We start from the raw sequence: 20,272 nt of genomic DNA, 5'->3' as shown, positions 1-20,272 counted from the left end.
ATGACACCCGAAGAACGTTTATTAAAAATACCTATACTCAGCTGGTTTGTAAAGCTTTTTAAGAAGATAAAAGTACCAGGCTTAGAAGGTATGTCTTTGTATGACGTTCTCGAGATGTATGTTATAGGTATTGTACAAGGTGCATTAACTTCACGTGCAGGCGCTGTGGCTTTTAGCTTTTTTATGGCGCTATTTCCGTTTGCTCTGTTTGTATTAACATTAATACCCTATGTGCCGATAGAGAATTTTGATCAGATTTTTATGGAATTTGTTAATCAAGCGTTACCTCCAAAAACTTACAATGCAGTAGATACAGTACTTACTGATATTGCAAAAAATAGATATGGAGGATTATTATCATTTGGTTTTATACTCTCTATGTTTTTAATGACTAATGGCATCAATTCACTTTTTGGTGGGTTTGAATATACCTACCATAAACTACAAACAAGATCTATTATAAAACAATACTTAATATCACTAGTAGTCTCTCTCATATTGGCATTATTATTGTTTCTTACTGTTGGGGTTATTATTTATTTTGAAATTGCTGTAAATAACCTAATGAATCAAGGTTACGTGTCTGATGATCTATTTTGGATACAGACTGGTAGGTATATAATTATCTTTTTAATGATATTTATTACCGTAGCCATGTTTTATTATCTGGGTACTAAAGAAGGAAAGAATATCTCTTTCTTTTCACCAGGAGCTGTTTTAACAACTATTCTAATAGTTATAAACTTTAGAATATTTGCTATCTACGTAAAGCAATTTGCACAATATAATGAGCTCTATGGTTCCATAGGAACCTTATTGATCTTAATGCTGTTTATCTGGTTAAATTCAATTATTCTTTTATTAGGATTCGAATTGAATGCAGCCATGATACGATTGAAAAAAGGATGTAAATGAAAAAACTAAAAATCATAGGTATAATTGCTGTATTGCTGTTTAGCATACATGCATTTGCTCAGAAAAAAGGATTTGACCTTAATTGGCAATCAAATTTTGAGCAAGCTAAAGTTTTAGCTGAAAAAGAGAATAAGCTTATACTTATTTACTTTACCAGCTCTGATGATAGTGCAGCCAGTAAAAAATTAAACGAAGAATTCTTTTATACTAAAAAGTTTAAAACACTGGCAGATGAAAGTTTAGTGCTATTAAGAGTAAATATGCCCAGAAGACCTGATTTAATCTCAGAATTAATAAAAGAGAGCAATCAAGAATTAAGTGAAAAGTATGAACAAAAAGTAATACCCACTGTTGTTTTAACTAATATAAATGGTGAAAACTTAGGAATTGTAGAAAGTTATAACTACCTACACGACACAAGCAAACACTACGCACTTATTAACAAAGCATTAAAAAATAAGTAATCGTCAAACTGAACTCGTTTCAGTTTCTCATCATTTTGAGAATGAATCTTGTGTGATTCTGAAATAAATTCAGAATGACGAAAAAATATAAATGTTAGAAATTCAATCGAAGCCCAACCCTAAAGTTTCTACCTTTTGTGGTAAAGCCAAAAACCTCAGTATAATCTTTATTTAGAACATTATTAATAGAAGATGAAAAGAAAAGTTTATCCTTTATCAATGCATGACCAAAATTAACATCAAATAACGAAAAAGTACCCAAAGTTACCTCTCCAGGAAAATCTTCAAAATTAACATCAGCTCTTTCACCAACAAATTGATAAGCTAAACCAACATAATTCTTTTTAGAAAAATTATAATTGATGTTAGCATTTACTTTATGTTTAGGTATTCTTAATGCCACTTCATCTTTACGCTCTGTAAAAGTATAATTAGCATTAAAATCTAACCTGTCTGCTAATTTAGTACTTAACTCTACTTCTACTCCGTTTACTTCAAAATTATTCTCAATATTTTGATATTGCCCTTCAAAAGTATTAGGATCAATAATTACAAAATCAATAAAACTTTCTTCAGCTCTATCAAAGAATACACTACTTATTCTCATTTTATCAGATAATTTTAATTCTAGACCAACTTCTAATGTTGTATTCTCTTCTGGTTCTAAGTTAATATTAGGGCCAAATGAACCGAATAGCTGATTTAAATTTGGTGCAATAAATGAGGTACTATAAGATGCCAATAATTTTACATAGTTAGCATCAAACTTATAAGTATATGAGGGATTTACATTATAAGTTAAGTGACTACCATATTCGCTATGGTTATTTAATCTAATTCCTGCGTTTAAATTCAGTCCAAAATCAGAAGTCCAAACGGCATTTACATATGGATCAAAAGTGTTGAACTTTATTTTGGCACCAAACGAATCACTACTTCTATTAATGTAGTTTACCCCAACTATAGTGTATAATTTGCTATTAAAGTTATATTTATTATAAGCATCTAATACCCAACTTTTTCCATTAAAGAAATTTGGAAAAGAAGAAATAATAGCCCTGTCAATTTTATGATGCGAAGCATTTATAACAAAACTTCCGTTGGTGTAATCTAAAATAGAAGAAATACCATATCTGTATTGATCACTTTCAGAAATATTTGGCGCATCGGCGTATGTCGGAAAAGTTGAATCAAAATCTGCAGTAAATCGATCTTGGTGTGCGTAAGCATTAACGCTGAGATTGTCAGAAAACTTATAGCCAAGGTTAAATCCAGTATTAGTTCTAGAAAATGCGTCTTTTTCATTTCCAATAGCAATTGCAGATAACCCATCAGAGAATTGATGACCGAAATTGGCAGTATAATTAAATTTACCTAAAGATCCATTTACTGCAATAGAATTACTAAAATCTGCGAAATCATAGTTAGTTTTAATAGCCGATTGGTTAGTACCAACACTAGATGAGAATGTTGCCGCTATTTTTTTAGAAGAAGCCTTTTTTGTAGTAATATTTATAACTGCAGTAGCAGCCCTATTACCATACAATGTACTTGCAGCACCTTTAATAATTTCTACAGATTTAACCTGAGAAAGATCTATTAATCGCAGATCATAATTATTATTAACCGAAGATGGGTCAGTTACTTGTACACCATCTATTAATACTAATACTTGTCTGTTGTTACCGCCTCTAATAAAAGCTGTTAGGTTTTGGCCGCCGTTACTCCTACTACCATTAATTTCTATACCGCTCTTGGTGTTTATAATTTCAGCAAGTGATCTACCTTGATTTCGCTCTAACTCTTCTAAAGTAATTTTAATTACCGTTTTACCAGAATTTTCTCGTTTTAATTTAAATCTAGAATCAGTAACTACTACTTCTTCTAATTCTACAACTTTTGTTGAATCTTGTTTTTGTTGGGCATTTACTAAAACTGTTGTTAGTAAAGCTCCTACATACAATAACCTTTTTTTCATTGTTTTAAATTTTTAAATGAATACGGGCTATCAGTAAGAAAGTTGGGAGCATGATGAACTATCATAAACCTGTACTCTTCCTCCGAAAGCGTTGATTAATACTATTTGGCAGGTCTCCTGGCTTGCGTCTTGTTAAATCCTTCCCATTCATTAGAACAGTGGTTAAGCTATTAACAAGCATTCACAAAGTGAACTTAGCTTACAGTTGCGGGGACAGCTCAGGCATTGCACCTGATTCCCTTTTAATTTAAATACGCTTTCGCGGATTCAAAACCAAAATTGTGGCAAATGTAAATGATTCAAAATTATAAATCATTGTATAAGCAATTTTTGTTTAACCGTTTTGAAAGGTTATTGAGCAAAAATGATACTTTTGCTTTCAAAGCAGCTTAATGTCAAGAAGAAATTTTCAATTAGGGATATTATTGTCAACGATTATTTTAATCGTTTCTTTAGTTTTTAAAGTACAAAATTTTACTTCTTCTAATCCCAATGAAAAAGAAAAAAGTATTGATTCTCTTAAAATTAGATCTTCAATAAATGAAAAATTATTTGGTATTTCTATAAGTAATGCCAAAGGGTTTAATATTCAGAAATTTGAAAGATTTACAAAATTAACTATCAAATCTCCATACCCAAAAGCTAAAGAGTATTTTGAATTTTACCTTATAGCTAAAGATGAGATCATTCCAGATAATTTACTCAGTAAAAGTATAGTTAGAACTCCTTTAAGCAGAGTTGTCGTAACCTCTACCACTCATATACCAATGTTAGAGTTGTTAGAAGAAGAGTCTAGCTTAATTGGCTTCCCTAATCTAAAGTACATTTCATCTAAAAAAACTAATGATCTTATTAAAGGGGGTCATATTAGAGAGCTTGGTAAAGAAGAAAGTATTAATACAGAAGTCTTGCTAGACCTCGATCCACAAGCCGTGATTGGTTTTTCTTTAAGTAGTAATAATAAAATGTTTGCTAATATCGAGAAAGCTGGTATTCCTGTTTTATTAAATGGCGACTGGTTAGAAGAAACACCTCTTGGTAGAGCGGAATGGATAAAATTCTTTGGTGTTCTGTTTGATAAATCTAAAGAAGCTGACAGCATCTTTAATAAGATTGAAAAAGAATACCTAGAAGCTAAAGAAATAGCAAAAAAAGCGACTAATAGGTCCACAATATTATCTGGAATACAGTTTAATGATGTTTGGAATGTACCAGCAGGTGAAAGCTTTGCGGCTCAATATTTAAAAGACGCTAACACAGATTATATATGGTCTGACAGTAAAGGTAAAGGAAGCTTATCATTAAGTTTTGAATCTGTTTTCGAAAAAGCCCAGCATGCAGATATTTGGATCGATCCTGGGCAATTTACCAGCTATACTCAGCTACAAAAAGCTAATGAACATTATACCCAGTTTGATGCTTTTAAAAACAAAAATATTTACACGTATGGATTAAAAAGAGGTGAAAATGGCGGTGTTATTTATTTTGAGCTAGCTCCTATTCAACCACATATTGTTCTAAAAGATATTATAAAAGTTGCGCATCCTGATTTGTTACCAAATTATCAACCCTTTTTTTTAGAAAAACTACAAGATTAAGTTGATTCAAACCAAAACATACAACCTTACTTTTATCCTGCTTTTTTTGTGTCTAGTAGGTTGTTGGCTAATTAATATCAGTTTGGGCTCTGTATCAATACCATTAAAGCATATTTTTAATAGTTTTTTCGGAGGTGATACAAAAGAATCATGGCATTATATTATCCTAAACTATAGATTGCCTAAATCATTTACAGCAATTTTAGTTGGTTCGGGCTTATCTATTAGTGGTTTATTAATGCAAACTTTGTTTAGAAACCCGTTAGCAGGTCCTTTTGTATTAGGTATTAGTTCAGGTGCAAGCTTAGGCGTTGCTATTTTAATTTTAGGAATTTCGCTCTTCGGCGGAAGCTTAACAGCTCTAGCTTTTTCTAGTTTTGGATTAGTATTAGCGGCAAGTTTAGGAGCATTCTTAGTGCTTTTTGCTGTTATGATCGTAGCTAGAAAACTAAAAAACACCATGTCTATATTGATTATCGGGCTAATGTTCGGAAGCTTAACCGCAGCTGTTATTAGTGTGTTAAGCTATTTTAGTAGTGCAGAACAACTACAACAATATATCTTTTGGGGATTCGGAAATCTTGGTGATTTATCTTGGTCAGAACTATTATTATTTTTTATTGTTTTTCTAATAGCAATTGGTATGGTGGTAACTATTATAAAACCATTAAACAGCTTACTCTTAGGAGAGAATTACGCACAAAGTTTGGGTATTAATCTTAAAAAGACTAGAAACATTACTTTGATAGCTACTGGGCTTTTAACCGGAATTATCACAGCCTTTTCTGGACCCATTGCTTTTGTTGGTTTAGCCATACCACATTTAACCAAATTAGTTTTTAAAACTTCAAGTCATAAAATTTTGGTGCCTGCGGTTGCCATAATTGGTGCTATAAGTATGTTAATTGCTGATACTATTGCTCAATTACCAAATAGTGAGTATACATTACCAATCAATGCAATCACTTCAATTTTTGGAGCGCCTATTGTTATTTGGTTATTGATTAGAAAACGTAAAATTCATTTCTAAATTGACAGGCTCAAAAAAACATATCATTCTAAAAACTAATGATCTATCAATTGGGTATGTATCTAAAAAAACACAACAAGTTATTGCCGCTAGCATTAATATTGACTTAGAAAAAGGAAAGTTTGTGGGATTGTTAGGAAAGAATGGTATTGGAAAATCAACGTTGTTACGCACATTATCAAAGGTTCAGCCTAAATTAGCAGGAGAAATTATCCTTAACAGAAATGATCTTGAGAAAATTTCCGCGAAAGCATTATCACAACAAATTAGTCTGGTATTAACAGAACGCATTCCAGAAAGTAACTTAACTGTTTACGAATTGATTGCCTTAGGTAGACAACCTTATACCAATTGGATAGGTACTTTAACAGACGAAGATAGTGAGCATATAGATTTTGCCATTACAAACACAAATATTAAAAGTCTAATAGCAAAGAAATGTGATGAACTAAGCGACGGACAATTACAAAAAGTAATGATAGCAAGGGCTTTGGCACAAAATACAGAGATCATTATACTCGATGAACCAACTGCGCATTTAGATATTCATCATAAAATAGAAGTATTTAATCTACTGAAGACATTAGTAAAGAAGTTTGATAAAACTGTTATTATTTCTACACACGAAGTACAGCTAGCCCTACAACTTTCAGATGAATTATGGTTAATGAACGACACTTCTTTTATTAGCGGCGACACACAACACTTACTTACCACCGATAAACTTTCTAGCCTATTCGACTCAGATTTAATTAAATTTGATGCAAAGTCTAAACAATTCATCATTAATAACTAGTATTTTTTTACTTTTGGTTCTTTAGCAAAATATTCAACTCATGAAACATATCATTATTTATATTTCTGTAGCTCTTTTTATTTCTTGTAGCTCAACAAAAACAAATTCACAAACTGCAGCTAGTAGTACAACTTCTGATACTGCAAAAAAAGTTGACTTAGCAACTACTTATGCGAATACCATAACACAAGAAGATTTAAAAACATTGGTTTATAAATTGGCTTCCGATGAATTTGAAGGTAGAAGAACTGGTGAAAAAGGGCAAAAAATGGCAGCAGAGTATTTAGTTAATTATTATAAAACACATGATATAAAGGCCGCAAATGCAGACGGTAGTTATCTTCAACCAATTGCTAAAGAATATTTTAGAGGTCAATCTAAAAATGCTTCAGAAAATGTAGTTGCATTTATTAAAGGCTCTGAAAAACCAAATGAATATATTGTACTTTCTGGGCACTATGATCATGTGGGTGTTAAAGGAGGTCAAATATATAATGGCGCTGACGATGATGCTTCAGGCACTTCTGCTGTATTAGAAATTGCTGAAGCTTTTAAAAAAGCAGTAGATGCAGGTCATGGTCCAAAGCGCTCTATTGTATTTCTAAATGTTACTGGTGAAGAAGAAGGGTTATTTGGGTCTAGGTATTATACTGAAAATCCGATCTTCCCGCTAGACGGAACAGTTGCTAACCTTAACATAGATATGATCGGTCGTTTTGATAAACAACATGCTGAGAATCCAGAATTTGTATACTTAATTGGTTCTGATAAATTAAGTTCTGAATTGCACAATTTATCTGAAGAGATAAATAAAAAATATGTAAATCTTGCTTTAGATTATACATATAATGATGAGAATGATCCGAACAGGTTTTATTATAGATCAGATCATTATAATTTTGCAAAGAATAATATTCCCATTATTTTTTACTTTAACGGAGTACATAAAGATTACCATCGCCCAACCGATACTGCAGATAAAATTAGATATGACCTTTTACAAAAAAGAACTCAGTTAATATTTTATACCGCTTGGGAAATTGCCAATAGAGATAAGCGTTTAGAGGTTGATAAAAAGTAATTGTACGCCATATTAGACATAGAAACCACTGGTGGAAAGTATAATGAAGAAGGCATCACAGAGATAGCTATCCACAAGTTCGACGGTCATCGTGTTATAGATACCTTTATTAGTCTAGTAAACCCCGAGCGCAAAATTCAACCATTTGTAGTAAACCTTACGGGGATTGATAATAATATGCTTAGAAATGCCCCAAAGTTTTATGAGGTAGCTAAGCGTATAGTAGAGATCACCAAGGATAGTATTGTTGTAGCTCACAATGCAAATTTCGATTATCGAATTTTAAGAACTGAATTTAGACGTCTGGGTTTTGAGTTTGAACGACAAACGCTTTGTACAGTAGAATTAAGTAAAAAATTGATTCCTGATTTAGAATCGTATAGTTTAGGCAAATTATGTAGAACTTTAGGAATTCCAGTAGCAGATAGGCATCGGGCCAATGGAGATGCAGTAGCCACAACCAAACTATTTCAATTATTATTAGATAAAGATGTGCAAAAAACCATCCTATCAAAAACAGTAAGAGATATTCCTAAAAACCAATTAGATTCTAAATTACTTCGAATTTTAGAGGAATTACCTGCAATTACAGGTGTTTATTACATCCATAAAGCAAATGGTGATATTATTTACATAGGTAAAAGTAAAAACATCAGAAAACGCATTAATCAACATTTTACAAGTACTACACATAAATCGAAAAAAATTCAACTGCAAGTAGCCGCAGTTACTTATGAAACTACGGGTAGTGAACTGGTTGCTTTATTAAAAGAAAGTGAAGAAATTAAACACAATAAACCTATTTACAATCGAGCATTAAGCAGAACTATTTTTACACATGCGCTATACAATTTTATCGATGAAAGTGGATATATTAATTTAAATATTGATAAAGTAGATGGTAAAGAGAAGCCAATAACCACTTTTACTAATAGGCAAAGCGCTAAGAGTTTCTTGTATAATTCAATTGAAAAATATGTACTTTGTCAAAAACTAGTTGGTCTTTATCCTTCTAAAACAAATTGTTTTAATTACACTATAGATCAATGCAAAGGAGCATGTATTGAGGAAGAGTCTATTAAAGATTATAATGATAGAGTACAAAATCTAATTGCAAAAAATAGCTTTGAAAACAAAAGTTTAGTGATTATTGATAAAGGTCGAGAAATAGAAGAACGAAGTGCTATTCTAGTAGAAAACGGAATTTTTAAAGGAATTGGATATTTTAATTTAAACTTTCAGATTAATAATATCGACATCATACGATCATTAATAACACCAATGGAAGACAATAGAGATGTGCATCATATTATAAAAACTTATTTAAGAAAAAATAAAAAACTAAAAATCAAAGAGTTTCAAACTAATTAATGTTTTTATACTTTTGAATAAATTCTAAAGCTTTTGAGCGATTCAAATAACAACAAAGTAACTTGGAGGTCTAAACTTCATGAGATCATTTACGAAGCTGATACACCGGCAGGTAGAATATTTGATATCGTTTTATTGATAGCAATTCTTGCTAGTATCGTTTTTGTAATGCTAGAAACAGTTGAAGAATTTGATAATAAGTATCATAAGTTTCTTAATACTGCCGAATGGATTATTACCATACTTTTTACTATAGAATATATCGCTAGAATTGTATCGGTAAAAAAACCTCAAAAATATATTTTTAGTTTCTATGGTATTATTGATCTTTTATCTACTATACCTAAATATTTATCATTTTTCTTAGTAGGTTCTCAGTCTTTAGTAGCGTTAAGAGCTTTGAGATTACTAAGAGTATTTAGAATTTTAAAGTTAGCACGATATATAGGTGAATCTAACCGTTTATTAGTGGCACTTAGAGCTAGTAGAGCAAAAATTTCTGTCTTTTTATTCTTTGTATTTATACTTTGTGTTATACTAGGTACGATTATGTATTTGATTGAAGGTGGAGAAGATAGCGGTTTTACAAGTATACCAAGAAGTGTATATTGGGCTATCGTTACATTGACAACTGTGGGTTATGGAGATATAGCACCTGTAACAGCTTTAGGGCAATTTATAGCAGCTATGATCATGATTATGGGTTATGGAATTATTGCTATACCTACCGGTATTGTTGGGGCAGAATATTCTAGAAAAACTCAAATAGATACAAATACACAAAGTTGTCCTAATTGCACGGCAGCTAAACATAAAGACAAAGCTGATTTCTGCTATTCTTGCGGACATACACTAAACGATGTCTAATTATCTTATCACAATAGTTGGAGCAACCGCAATTGGTAAAACATCATTAAGTCTAACTCTTGCAAAACATTTTAATACAGAGATCATTTCTTGTGACTCGCGCCAATTTTATAAAGAAATGAGTATCGGTACAGCAGTACCAAGCAAAGAAGAATTAGCTCAAGTACCTCATCATTTTATTCAAAATAGATCCATTTTTGATGATTATAGTGTTGGTCAATTTGAGAAGGATGCTATCAATAAACTTAAAGTTCTATTTGAAAAACACAACATAATTGTTATGGTTGGTGGTAGCGGTTTGTATGTTGATGCTGTTTTAAAAGGATTAGATGATTTACCAGAGATCGATGTAAATATCCGTAAAGATCTAAAGGCTATATTAGAAAAACAAGGAATTGAACATTTACAAGATCAATTAAAAGAGCTGGATAATGAAACATATAAAAAGATCGATTTAGAAAATCACCAGCGTGTTATTAGGGCACTCGAAATTTGTATAGGTACAGGTAAAAAATATTCCTCTTTTTTAACAGATAAAGCATCTAAACGAAATTTTATTCCCATCAAAATTGGTATAACCGCAGATCGTGAAATTATCTATGATAGAATTAACAAGCGTGTTGATCTAATGATGCAAGAAGGGTTATTAGAAGAAGCAAAAAAATTATTTCAATATAAAAAATTAAATTCCTTACAAACAGTTGGTTATAAAGAGTTATTTAACTATTTAAGTGATGTTTGGAATTTAGACTTTGCTATATCAGAAATTAAGAAGAACACCAGGCGTTTTGCAAAGCGACAAGGTACCTGGTTTAGAAAAGATGCTGAAATTAAGTGGTTCGATTATCAAGAAAACAGAGAGCAAATAATTGAGTATATTGATAGTGTATTAAAAAGTAAATAGATGAAAAACGAATATATAGATATAGACACTCTTAAATTCTTACTATACGATGTTCATAAAGTTCAAAATTTACTTTTAAAAGATCGTTTTAACGAATACGATAAGACTTCTATAGACATCTTTCTAGATTCAGTAAAAACATTTTCTGATATTTCGTTGTTTCCATTCATTAAAGAAATGGATGAAAAACCAGCTTATTTTGATGATGGCAATATAATCATACACCACCAATTTGAAGAGATCTTCAAAAAAGCTGGTGAAATGGGCTTGGTAAGTAGCCTATTCAATTTTGAAGATGGTGGTTTACAAATGCCCGCTAGTATTTTTCATGCAGCATATTTAATTATGGAGGCCGCCAATAACCACGTAACTGGCTATTTGGGTCTCACTGCTGGTTCTGCAAATCTTATTGTATCATTTGGTAATCAATACCTAAAGGATACCTATGTACCAAAGATGCTAGATCTATCTTGGGGAGGTACTATGTGTTTAACAGAGCCTCAAGCGGGTAGTTCACTTTCTGATGTAGTTACTTCTGCCACTCCGACAAATGAAGATTATTATCTAATAAAAGGTCAAAAAATATTTATCTCAGCCGGTGATCATCAATTTGCAGAAAATTTTGTGCATTTAGTATTGGCTCGTATAGATGGCGCCCCAGCTGGTATTAAAGGGGTTTCATTATTTGTAGTTCCCAAATACAGACCTATAGAGAACAATTTAGAATCTAATGATGTTACTGTCGCTGGAGAGTTTGAAAAACTAGGACAAAGAGGATATTGCACAACACATATCGTTTTCGGAGATAACAATGATGCTAGAGGGTGGCTTGTTGGCGAAGCTAATAAAGGCTTGTCTTATATGTTTCAGATGATGAATGAAGCTCGTGTAGCTACAGGCAGAATGGGCGCCGGAATAGCAGCAGCTGCTTATTATGCCTCGGTAAAATATGCCAATGAACGTCCACAGGGCAGAAAATTGAATAGTACTGGGCAAAAAAATATCAACGAAGAACAAACATTGATCATAAATCATCCAGATGTAAAGCGCATGCTATTAACTCAAAAAGCCATTGTTGAAGGCTCCATGAGTCTAATAGTTGAAACTGCAAATTACCTTGATAAAGAAATGACCAGCGATTCTATCGAGGAAAAGGAGAACTATAATTTATTACTTGAATTGTTAACCCCTATTGCAAAAACCTATCCTGCCGAAAAAGGGATAGAAGTTACAAATAATGCTGTTCAAATTTTAGGAGGTTATGGATTTTGCATGGATTTTATGCCACAACAATATTATAGAGACATTCGTATCATTTCAATTTACGAAGGAACTACTGGTATTCAATCTTTAGATCTACTTGGTAGAAAGATCACCATGCACGATGGTAAGGCATTAAAACTGCTAGCAAGCGAGATTCAAAATACAATAGAAGCTTCAAACAATTATACTGAACTTCAATCGTATGCAACTATACTACTAGAGAATTTAGGTTTGACTCAAAAAGTGATTGAAGCTTTAATGCCTCATGCTCTAAAAGGAAATTATGAACGTTTTTTAGCAGATGCTAGCATTTTTATGAAGTTCTTTAGTACAATCGTCATAGGATGGCAATGGTTAAAAATAGCCATTTCAGCTCAACAAATTCTTAGTGAGGGTGGTGGAGATCAAGGTCACGGATTTTATGAAAGTAAAATTCATACCATGAAATTTTTCTACACTTACGAGTTATCAAAAACAAAAAGCCTTGCTAAAATACTTATGAATAATGAAGAACTTACTATTAAAGCAACCTCAGAAATATTCTAAATACTTATGAATATCGAACAGTGGAAATCTTTAGGAAACTATCATATTGTTTTAAATAGACAGATTTTTGTTATTGATAAAGGTTCAGCTAAAGAAACATTAGTTATACTACATGGCTATCCTACCTCTTCGTATGATTACTACAAAGTATTAGAAAAACTATCACAAAAATTTCGGGTAATTATACATGATCATCTAGGTTTTGGGCATTCAGACAAACCATTGGATTATTCTTATTCATTAATTGAACAAGCAGAAATAACTTTAAAACTTTGGGAGCAATTAGGAATAACTAGCGCTACTATTTTAGCTCACGATTATGGAACTAGCGTAGCTACAGAAATATTAGCGCTTTCGCAAAACAGTACTATTAATTTAAAAATAGAATCGATTGTTTTATGCAATGGTAGTGTACATATAGAATTGGCAAAATTGCGTTTTATACAAAAATTGTTAAAACATAAAACATTTGGACCTATCGTAGCTCAATTAGCTAGTCAATCTACCTTTGTTCGGAATATGAAGAATATTTGGTGTGATAAATCAAAGATTTCTACAGAAGAATTAAAAGATATGTGGGAATTACTTATACAGAATAATGGTAGAAAAGTGCTACCAATGCTTACTCAGTATATTAATGAACGCTATCTTTATTGGAATCGATGGATTGGTGCCTTAAAGCAAACTGTATTACCTGTAAAAATTGTTTGGGCTACAGAAGACCCTGTAGCTGTAAAGGCAATAGCCTTAAAGTTACATGAAGAAATATTAGATAGTGAATTACATCTACTGGAAAAAGCTGGTCACTATCCTATGCTAGAAACTCCTAAAGAATGGTTAGAGCTAATTTTTAAAGCTTTAAGAAAATAATGCTTTTTCACAATTTTCACAAAAGACCAAGTTAAGTACTTATAAAATAAAAAAGCTACCACATTGGGTAGCTTTTTATTATATTATTCTTAAAAATTAATTAGAATTGATATCTAAGTCCTAATGCAATATCAAAATCTAAATCATCTCTAAAATCTCCAAAACCAAATTCTGGTCTAAAGTCTAAAGATATTAATAACGGAATATCAAAATTATATTCAATACCTACATCACCAGCAGCAAACACAAAAGTTTCACCATCAAGATCTTTATTATCAAAACTATAAGATCCTAGACCTCCACCAGCACCTACATACCAATTAAAACCTCCGTCAATATTCCAAACCCATTGATACAAACCTGTAAGTTTGAATCCATCAAACCCTTTACCATTTCTCCAACCTAAGTCAAATTCTAAGCGATTATTATCGCTCAAACCAAGTTGGTATGATACTTCAGCTCCGAACCCGTCACTATCACCAATTCTTAAACCTAATGCGTTTTTTGAAATTTCTTGTGCTTCTACATTGCTACTCATAAATCCAATGAATATAGCAATTGTTAAAATTAATTTTTTCATATAATTAAATTTTGTTCTACCATTTTTAGACACATTACTTTTGAAAAGTCACAAATTAAAATATCTTCTTATTGTATAGTTCTGGATGTTTACCCTCAATCTCTTTATAAAAATCTTCTATATACTGCATGTCTTTTTCAAAATCTCCACTAAGTGAGTAAACATTTCCAACTCCAGCAATTTTATTTTTATAATCTAAAAAACCAAAAGAAACAGGTACTTTGGCATTTTTAGCAATGTGGTAGAATCCGGTCTTCCACTTCTCTACTCTTTTACGAGTCCCTTCAGCTGGAACCATTAAAATTAAATTATCTGATTCATTAAAAAGTTGTACCGAATAATCTACAAGGTTATTATTCTTACTTCTATCTACACCTATGGCGCCCAACCATTTAAAGAAGAAACCAAAAAAACTTTTAGTGTAATTATTCTTTATTAAAAACTTAGCATCAATTCCCTCTAACCAATATACGGCTAATGCATAAACGATATCCCAATTAGAAGTGTGTGGTGCTGCAAGCATTATTGATTTAGCAACTTTAAGTTCTTTTCTGTAGTCAGCTTTCCAGCCTGAAATAAAGAAGACGAATTTTGCTAAGGCCTTTTTCATTTTAATAGTTATTATAAATCTTTAATAACAATTCTTCAATATTAAATTTAACCGCTTTCAGTGGTATTTTAAAATGGTTATTCATATGGCTAAAAATTAATAATTTTCCTTTTTTAGTAATTAAATATCCACTTAAGTTATAATTATTAGATAATGTGCCTGATTTGGCAAATACATACGGTTTATCTCTTCCGTACCAGTTTTTTAAAGTACCTGAGCGACCTCCAACAGGAAAATAATTCAACAATTTATCTTTTGGTATCTCATTGTGCATTTTATCTAAAAGTTTCACCATAGATTCTGGTGAAAAAAGATTATAACGTGAGAGCCCCGAACCATCAACCCAACGTGGTTCTTGAGGTAGATCATTAAAATAATTTTCTAACGTATAATTAATTGCTGCACGAACACTATACTTGTTAGCAACCTGTTTCCCTACTTGTAATAATAATTGTTCAGCAATAAAATTATCACTCACCACTAACAATTGCTTTAATAAACTATCTTTCGAAACACTATTGATTCCAGTAAATTCATATGCCTTTCTTTCTGAAATCAATTTTATTTCTTTTCCTAAAGCATCACTCAATAAATTAGATACCAGCTCATTAGAAGTTTTAAAAGGAACATATTTTTTTATTTTGCTTTCTTTTTTTAGGTAAAAAGAATTTTCATATCTATTTCTATTAACAGAAACTGAATCTACTAATGAAATACTCTTCTGGAAATAATTAGGATAACTCACCAAAGAATCATCTTTTAAATGATAGCTCACAATATTACCATACATAGGTAATAAGCTTTTCTCTGGCATATAATAATAAGCATAATCATCCCAAGCCCAACCAGAACCATAATTATCCTCATCTATGTTAGCATCTATTAAATAGATAGTAGCTGTACTGTTTTTAAGAAAATCAACAACTCTAGTGCTATCAAATCCATAAAAAAATGAGGGGTCTCCTGTACCTCTTATAAATAATGAATCACTTATTTTAGCATATTCAAGACCTTTTATAGAGTCTTTTAAAGTTTTATAAGCTGAGTAAAAAGTGTACAATTTTGTGTTAGACGCTGGGGTGAAGTATTTATTACCATTGTGATTTACCAATTGTTTCTTTAAAATTGGATCATATAAAACAAATCCAGTCAAATAAGATGAGGAAACTTGTTGTTTATTAAAATCTTTTTTAATGCTTCTTGAACTTGAACATGAACATACAAAAACAAGTACACCAACTAATACACAATAGTTTATGTTAATCTCATTCAAAAAATTCATCTTTAAATCCAATTAAGTATAATTTTTCTCTTGCTCTAGTAACCGCAGTATACAACCATCTAAGATAAGAAATATCTTGCCCATTGGGTAAGTAAGGCTGCTCAATAAATACTGTTTTCCACTGGCCTCCTTGCGATTTATGGCAAGTCATAGCATATGAGAATTTTACCTGCAGGGCATTAAAATATTTATTCTTTTTAACGGATAAAAGACGTTTATACGAAGGTTTTTCATGCTCAAAATCCTTTTTTACTTCTTCGTATAATCTATTAGAATCTTCGTAGGATAAAGATGGTGTTTCAGAACTCAATGTATCTAATAACAATACCGTATCAAAAGGTCTTTGATTTGGATAATCAATCATTCTGATTTTTACTTCAGCAAAACGGAACCCATATAGATCTTTATACTTTCTAATTTCTAAAATCTCACATATATCACCATTGGCAATAAAACCAGCCTCAGAGCTATCTTTTAACCAAAAGTAATTGTTCTTAACCACCATTACATAATCGCCGGTAGCAATTTCATTTTCTTGTCCACGAATTTTACTTCGTATTTGTTGATTGTATTGATTAGCCCTTTTATTTGATCTTACAATAAACGCTGTGTCTTCTACGCCAATATCGTTATCATAAGCAGATTGAATAGCGTCTTGTATATCATATCCATCTGTTAAACGAATAATATCGGGAAAGTTTATCTTGAATTTAAATTCATCAAAACCTCCATCGCTTAAATTAACACGTAACTGCGTTGCATTACTTAATATACCCGAACTTTTATGTTGTCTCATTACTTCATTCAGCTCCAACTCATTAACATCTTTATTGTAATTAAGCTCTAAAGTATCAGCATTTAAGGCTGGACTTAATTCCAGTTTAACTGGAGGTAATTGAGCGGTATCTCCTATTAAAACCAATTTACAATTTTTACCAGAATACACATAAAACAAAAGATCGTCTAAAAGTGATCCGTATTCAAATAAACGGGCATCTGCAGCTCTATCTGGTATCATAGAAGCTTCGTCTACTATAAAAATTGTATTGGTATGTTTATTTGTTTGTAAGATAAAAGACACACTACCATTGCTTTTCTTTTTAGGATGATATATCTTTTTATGTATAGTAAATGCTTGTCTGTTTGCAAAACCGCCAATTACCTTAGCTGCTCTACCTGTAGGCGCTAGCAAAACAGATTTTTTACCCGCTTGCCATAAGCAATTTACTACCGTACTGATTGTTGTAGTTTTACCAGTACCTGCATATCCTTTTAATAAGAAAAGACTCTTGCTGTTGTCTTCAAAAATAAAATAAGACAATTGTTTTAGCAGCTCATCTTGAGTATTGGTAGGTTCGAAAGGAAATTTTTCTAACAGTAATGTATAAAATGTCTTTGGGTCTTTAATCATTCACCTACTCAAATAAAAAATCAAAGGTACAAATTGATTTAACCCTAAAAATTTTTAGCATTGAAAAAATTTTGTAGATTTGCGTATAACCTAAAAAATTAAATCTCATTTAAAATGCTAACAGTTTTAATTATTATTGCAGCAATCGCACTAGTTGGTGGTTTGGCATATTTTATTGTTAATAAAGCCAGTGCAAAATCTAGACCAATTATCTCTATCTTACTTTGGTTATTAATTGTGTTTCTAGGCTATAAAATTTATCAAGGTGTACAATCTCCTATTAAATTTAATAAACAAAAAAAGGAGCGCTATGCTAAGGTAATCGATCGATTAAAGATTATTAGAGATGCTCAAGTAGATCATAAAGCCGTTACTGGAGATTATGCAAAAAAATTCGAAAATTTAATTGCCTTTATAGATACTGCAAAGTTTGCTGTAACTGAAACTAAAAACGTTATTAAAACGGTTAATAAAGGTACAGACTATAGTCCGATAATGATTGAAGTTGAAGAACGTGTTGTAGATACTGTTGGTTTTAAACCTGTAAAAGATTCGTATACTACTAGAGATTATAAGAACATGGCAGATGTACCAGACACTAATACTAAGTTTTCATTAGAAACTGGTTATGTAGAAAAGGTGCAAGGAATAAAATCTCCTGTTTTTCAATCTAAAGTTGATAAAAATGTTATTTTAGACGGTCTAGATGTCCATTTAATAAGACAAGAAAAAGAAGCCTTTGGCGGTAATGAAGTTAGTGGAGAATTCATTTCTGTTGGATCTTTAGACGATGTAAAAGTGAATGGCAACTGGCCACCTTTTTATGATACAGGAGAAAAGAAAGATAGCGAATAATTTAGATCAAAAAGATCAAGAAAATAATCATCTATCCATCCAATTTAGTTTGGATGGATTTTCTTTTTGCATTTTAAATAAAGACAGTAAAGAATTTTCAACGCTTTATGACTATCACTTTAAAGAAAAGGAAGTCAATACTCCACAAAAATTACTGACCAATATTGCTGACGTATTTGATACAAATAAAGTATTAAAACAAAAATTTAATTCTGTAACTGTAAGCCATATAAACGACCTATCTACCCTCGTACCTAAACCACTTTTTGATAAAAATAAATTATCAAGTTATGTAGAGTTTAATAATAAGGTACTTAGACATGATTATTTTGTTTACGATGAAATTAAAAATCACGACATAGTTAATGTTTATGCACCTTACGTAAATGTAAACAACTTCTTTATAGATCAATTTGGCGAATTCGAATTCAAACATTTTTCAAGTGTTTTGGTAGAAAACCTAACAGATATTTATAAATACAGTTTAGCGCCTCAAATGTTCGCAAATATTTGTAAAAGTCACTTTGAGATCACCGTTATTTTCAATAAAAAATTGCAACTCTATAATACTTTTAAATATGCTACTAAAGAAGATTTTGTTTACTATATCCTTTTTACAGCTGAGCAGCTAAAAATGAATCCTGAAAAATTCGAACTACAATTATTAGGTGCTATTGAAAAAGATGATGGGCTATATTCAATTGCTCATAAATATGTAAGAAATGTCAATTTGCTAGAAAATCGATCTCGTTATTCATATTCAGAAGATTTTACTGAAGAAATTAAAAGACAGTATTTTACACTTTTACATCAGTTTTAATGCGAATTATCTCTGGTAAATATAAAGGTAGACGCTTTAATGCGCCTAAAAACTTACCTACTCGCCCTACTACAGATATGGCTAAAGAAGCCTTATTTAATATTCTTAGTAATAATTACTATTTCGAAGACTTGTCTGTTATAGATTTATTTGCTGGTATTGGTAGTATTAGTTTAGAATTTGCTTCTCGCGGTACTACACAAATTACAAGTGTAGATAAGCATTATGGTTGTATTCAGTTTATTAATAATATAGCTAAAGAATTTAATGCAGACATTACTACCTTTAAAAGTGATGTATTTAAGTTTTTAGAGAATTCTAAACTGACAGCTGACATTATCTTTGCTGACCCTCCTTATGCTTTTTCTGATGAACAATTTGCATTGATTCTAAAACTTATTTTTGAAAAAGATTTATTAAATAAAGACGGTCTTTTAATTATAGAGCATTCTAAACATACTAATCTGTCTGATTTAGATCATTTTAGTTATGCAAAAAAATATGGTAGTAGCTCTTTTAGTTTCTTTAAAAACTAATTTTCATCTACCATAGCTACACCGTTTTCGGTTTTTACAGAAGAAGTAATTGTAATTTCAGAAGATATAATAAAACTTTTGGTATATACGAATAAATTGTAGTTTCCAGCAGCTAATTTTGACTTGTCAATAGTTCCCACTTTTCCTTTGTTATGTGAAGTAAGTACCAGCTCATCTGTCTTAGCATCTCTTAACTGATATTTATAGAAATCATCTATAGATTCTAAAGTCATCAGAGATTTACGAGAGTCATCAATTACAGTGAAAACTACCGAGCCATCTGGACCAGTGCTTACATATTTGAGCAATTGAGGTTTTGTATTTGATTGAGCAAATATTGAAATAGCTACTAATCCAATAACTAAGGAGAAGAATATCTTTTTCAAAAAGAATTTTTAAGAGGTTAATTACTTGTTTACTAAAGTAGCAAATTAATAGAAGAATACTAAAGATATTCTAAAGATTTATTAATAGATACAGATAGATATTTAAAGT

General features: G+C 31.2%; 20 protein-coding genes and 1 riboswitch. Of the genes, 14 read left to right on the top strand and 6 right to left on the bottom strand.

All coding sequences use genetic code 11. The features are described from left to right. Together AC3IF2_RS04570 and AC3IF2_RS04565 are read left to right on the top strand one after the other, a co-directional pair. Positions 1–915, top strand: a complete 915-nt coding sequence (locus AC3IF2_RS04570; protein WP_489165865.1) for a YihY/virulence factor BrkB family protein — start codon at positions 1–3, stop codon at positions 913–915. Continuing rightward, entirely contained in the window at positions 912–1,379 is a 468-nt protein-coding gene (locus AC3IF2_RS04565) for a thioredoxin family protein (protein ID WP_489165864.1), read from the top strand. The genes AC3IF2_RS04570 and AC3IF2_RS04565 overlap by 4 nt, the downstream gene beginning before the upstream one ends. Positions 1,380–1,473: 94 nt before the next feature. Here the strand turns inward: AC3IF2_RS04565 and AC3IF2_RS04560 are convergent, their stop codons facing one another. After that, the gene (locus AC3IF2_RS04560) at positions 1,474–3,357 is read right to left on the bottom strand and encodes a TonB-dependent receptor plug domain-containing protein (RefSeq protein WP_489165863.1); all 1,884 of its coding nucleotides are present in this window, start codon (positions 3,355–3,357) and stop codon (positions 1,474–1,476) included. A gap of 91 nt (positions 3,358–3,448) precedes the next feature. Further along, positions 3,449–3,650, bottom strand: a riboswitch (cobalamin riboswitch). Between the two features lie 99 nt (positions 3,651–3,749). Here AC3IF2_RS04560 and AC3IF2_RS04555 point away from each other — a divergent pair. The 9 genes from AC3IF2_RS04555 to AC3IF2_RS04515 are packed head-to-tail and all read left to right on the top strand — an operon-like array spanning position 3,750 to position 13,683. Continuing rightward, complete coding sequence (locus AC3IF2_RS04555) at positions 3,750–4,955, top strand: ABC transporter substrate-binding protein (RefSeq protein WP_489165862.1); 1,206 nt, start codon at positions 3,750–3,752, stop codon at positions 4,953–4,955. 1 nt (position 4,956) lies between these two features. Continuing rightward, positions 4,957–5,985 carry a FecCD family ABC transporter permease gene (locus tag AC3IF2_RS04550; RefSeq protein WP_489165861.1) on the top strand — a complete coding sequence of 343 codons (1,029 nt, stop codon included), beginning with the start codon at positions 4,957–4,959 and terminating at the stop codon, positions 5,983–5,985. Position 5,986: 1 nt separating this feature from the next. Further along, positions 5,987–6,781, top strand: coding sequence for an ABC transporter ATP-binding protein (locus AC3IF2_RS04545; protein ID WP_489165860.1), 795 nt, complete (start codon positions 5,987–5,989; stop codon positions 6,779–6,781). A gap of 40 nt (positions 6,782–6,821) precedes the next feature. Then, positions 6,822–7,862, top strand: coding sequence for a M28 family metallopeptidase (locus tag AC3IF2_RS04540; RefSeq protein ID WP_489165859.1), 1,041 nt, complete (start codon positions 6,822–6,824; stop codon positions 7,860–7,862). After that, a complete protein-coding gene (locus AC3IF2_RS04535; protein WP_489165858.1) occupies positions 7,863–9,233 on the top strand; it encodes an exonuclease domain-containing protein in 1,371 nt (456 codons plus the stop codon). A gap of 33 nt (positions 9,234–9,266) precedes the next feature. Next, the gene (locus AC3IF2_RS04530) at positions 9,267–10,100 is read left to right on the top strand and encodes an ion transporter (RefSeq protein ID WP_489165857.1); all 834 of its coding nucleotides are present in this window, start codon (positions 9,267–9,269) and stop codon (positions 10,098–10,100) included. Then, positions 10,093–11,004 (top strand): tRNA (adenosine(37)-N6)-dimethylallyltransferase MiaA, encoded by a 912-nt coding sequence (gene miaA, locus AC3IF2_RS04525; protein WP_489165856.1) that lies wholly within the window; start codon positions 10,093–10,095, stop codon positions 11,002–11,004. The genes AC3IF2_RS04530 and miaA overlap by 8 nt, the downstream gene beginning before the upstream one ends. Further along, positions 11,005–12,813 carry an acyl-CoA dehydrogenase family protein gene (locus AC3IF2_RS04520; protein ID WP_489165855.1) on the top strand — a complete coding sequence of 603 codons (1,809 nt, stop codon included), beginning with the start codon at positions 11,005–11,007 and terminating at the stop codon, positions 12,811–12,813. It abuts the gene before it with no gap. A 6-nt stretch (positions 12,814–12,819) separates the two neighbouring features. Next, positions 12,820–13,683 carry an alpha/beta fold hydrolase gene (locus AC3IF2_RS04515; RefSeq protein ID WP_489165854.1) on the top strand — a complete coding sequence of 288 codons (864 nt, stop codon included), beginning with the start codon at positions 12,820–12,822 and terminating at the stop codon, positions 13,681–13,683. A 100-nt stretch (positions 13,684–13,783) separates the two neighbouring features. Here AC3IF2_RS04515 and AC3IF2_RS04510 read toward each other — a convergent pair whose 3' ends face one another. Genes AC3IF2_RS04510 through AC3IF2_RS04495 form a run of 4 tightly spaced genes read right to left on the bottom strand, consistent with a single transcriptional unit; the run spans position 13,784 to position 17,566 of the window. Continuing rightward, the gene (locus tag AC3IF2_RS04510; RefSeq protein ID WP_489165853.1) at positions 13,784–14,263 is read right to left on the bottom strand and encodes a hypothetical protein; all 480 of its coding nucleotides are present in this window, start codon (positions 14,261–14,263) and stop codon (positions 13,784–13,786) included. A gap of 55 nt (positions 14,264–14,318) precedes the next feature. Next, complete coding sequence (locus AC3IF2_RS04505; RefSeq protein WP_489165852.1) at positions 14,319–14,873, bottom strand: 1-acyl-sn-glycerol-3-phosphate acyltransferase; 555 nt, start codon at positions 14,871–14,873, stop codon at positions 14,319–14,321. Position 14,874: 1 nt separating this feature from the next. Then, on the bottom strand, positions 14,875–16,155 hold the full coding sequence (locus tag AC3IF2_RS04500) for a D-alanyl-D-alanine carboxypeptidase (RefSeq protein ID WP_489165851.1): 1,281 nt from the start codon (positions 16,153–16,155) through the stop codon (positions 14,875–14,877). After that, positions 16,139–17,566: an ATP-dependent DNA helicase gene (locus AC3IF2_RS04495; protein ID WP_489165850.1), complete on the bottom strand. Its 1,428-nt coding sequence runs from the start codon at positions 17,564–17,566 to the stop codon at positions 16,139–16,141. The genes AC3IF2_RS04500 and AC3IF2_RS04495 overlap by 17 nt, the downstream gene beginning before the upstream one ends. A gap of 114 nt (positions 17,567–17,680) precedes the next feature. Here AC3IF2_RS04495 and AC3IF2_RS04490 point away from each other — a divergent pair, with 114 nt between their 5' ends. Genes AC3IF2_RS04490 through rsmD form a run of 3 tightly spaced genes read left to right on the top strand, consistent with a single transcriptional unit; the run spans position 17,681 to position 19,777 of the window. Next, positions 17,681–18,421 (top strand): hypothetical protein, encoded by a 741-nt coding sequence (locus tag AC3IF2_RS04490; RefSeq protein ID WP_489165849.1) that lies wholly within the window; start codon positions 17,681–17,683, stop codon positions 18,419–18,421. Then, positions 18,390–19,241 carry a DUF3822 family protein gene (locus AC3IF2_RS04485; RefSeq protein ID WP_489165848.1) on the top strand — a complete coding sequence of 284 codons (852 nt, stop codon included), beginning with the start codon at positions 18,390–18,392 and terminating at the stop codon, positions 19,239–19,241. Before AC3IF2_RS04490 ends, AC3IF2_RS04485 begins: the two co-directional genes overlap by 32 nt. Next, positions 19,241–19,777, top strand: coding sequence for a 16S rRNA (guanine(966)-N(2))-methyltransferase RsmD (gene rsmD / locus AC3IF2_RS04480; RefSeq protein WP_489165847.1), 537 nt, complete (start codon positions 19,241–19,243; stop codon positions 19,775–19,777). The genes AC3IF2_RS04485 and rsmD overlap by 1 nt, the downstream gene beginning before the upstream one ends. Here rsmD and AC3IF2_RS04475 read toward each other — a convergent pair. Then, positions 19,774–20,163 (bottom strand): hypothetical protein, encoded by a 390-nt coding sequence (locus AC3IF2_RS04475; RefSeq protein WP_489165846.1) that lies wholly within the window; start codon positions 20,161–20,163, stop codon positions 19,774–19,776. The genes rsmD and AC3IF2_RS04475 overlap by 4 nt on opposite strands. Between the last annotated feature and the right edge of the window lie 109 nt (positions 20,164–20,272).

This window comes from Maritimimonas rapanae, assembly GCF_057837205.1.
This window is presented reverse-complemented; position numbering and strand designations above follow the sequence as displayed.

Bases quoted from the DNA above. Each gene is read 5' to 3' on its own strand.
- miaA (WP_489165856.1), top strand. From the start codon at position 10,093: ATGTCTAATTATCTTATCACAATAGTTGGAGCAACCGCAATTGGTAAA.
- AC3IF2_RS04560 (WP_489165863.1), bottom strand. From the start codon at position 3,357: ATGAAAAAAAGGTTATTGTATGTAGGAGCTTTACTAACAACAGTTTTA.
- AC3IF2_RS04495 (WP_489165850.1), bottom strand. From the start codon at position 17,566: ATGATTAAAGACCCAAAGACATTTTATACATTACTGTTAGAAAAATTT.
- AC3IF2_RS04490 (WP_489165849.1), top strand. From the start codon at position 17,681: ATGCTAACAGTTTTAATTATTATTGCAGCAATCGCACTAGTTGGTGGT.
- AC3IF2_RS04515 (WP_489165854.1), top strand. From the start codon at position 12,820: ATGAATATCGAACAGTGGAAATCTTTAGGAAACTATCATATTGTTTTA.
- AC3IF2_RS04500 (WP_489165851.1), bottom strand. From the start codon at position 16,155: ATGAATTTTTTGAATGAGATTAACATAAACTATTGTGTATTAGTTGGT.
- AC3IF2_RS04485 (WP_489165848.1), top strand. From the start codon at position 18,390: ATGATACAGGAGAAAAGAAAGATAGCGAATAATTTAGATCAAAAAGAT.
- AC3IF2_RS04505 (WP_489165852.1), bottom strand. From the start codon at position 14,873: ATGAAAAAGGCCTTAGCAAAATTCGTCTTCTTTATTTCAGGCTGGAAA.
- AC3IF2_RS04565 (WP_489165864.1), top strand. From the start codon at position 912: ATGAAAAAACTAAAAATCATAGGTATAATTGCTGTATTGCTGTTTAGC.
- AC3IF2_RS04540 (WP_489165859.1), top strand. From the start codon at position 6,822: ATGAAACATATCATTATTTATATTTCTGTAGCTCTTTTTATTTCTTGT.
- rsmD (WP_489165847.1), top strand. From the start codon at position 19,241: ATGCGAATTATCTCTGGTAAATATAAAGGTAGACGCTTTAATGCGCCT.
- AC3IF2_RS04510 (WP_489165853.1), bottom strand. From the start codon at position 14,263: ATGAAAAAATTAATTTTAACAATTGCTATATTCATTGGATTTATGAGT.
- AC3IF2_RS04520 (WP_489165855.1), top strand. From the start codon at position 11,005: ATGAAAAACGAATATATAGATATAGACACTCTTAAATTCTTACTATAC.
- AC3IF2_RS04570 (WP_489165865.1), top strand. From the start codon at position 1: ATGACACCCGAAGAACGTTTATTAAAAATACCTATACTCAGCTGGTTT.
- AC3IF2_RS04555 (WP_489165862.1), top strand. From the start codon at position 3,750: ATGTCAAGAAGAAATTTTCAATTAGGGATATTATTGTCAACGATTATT.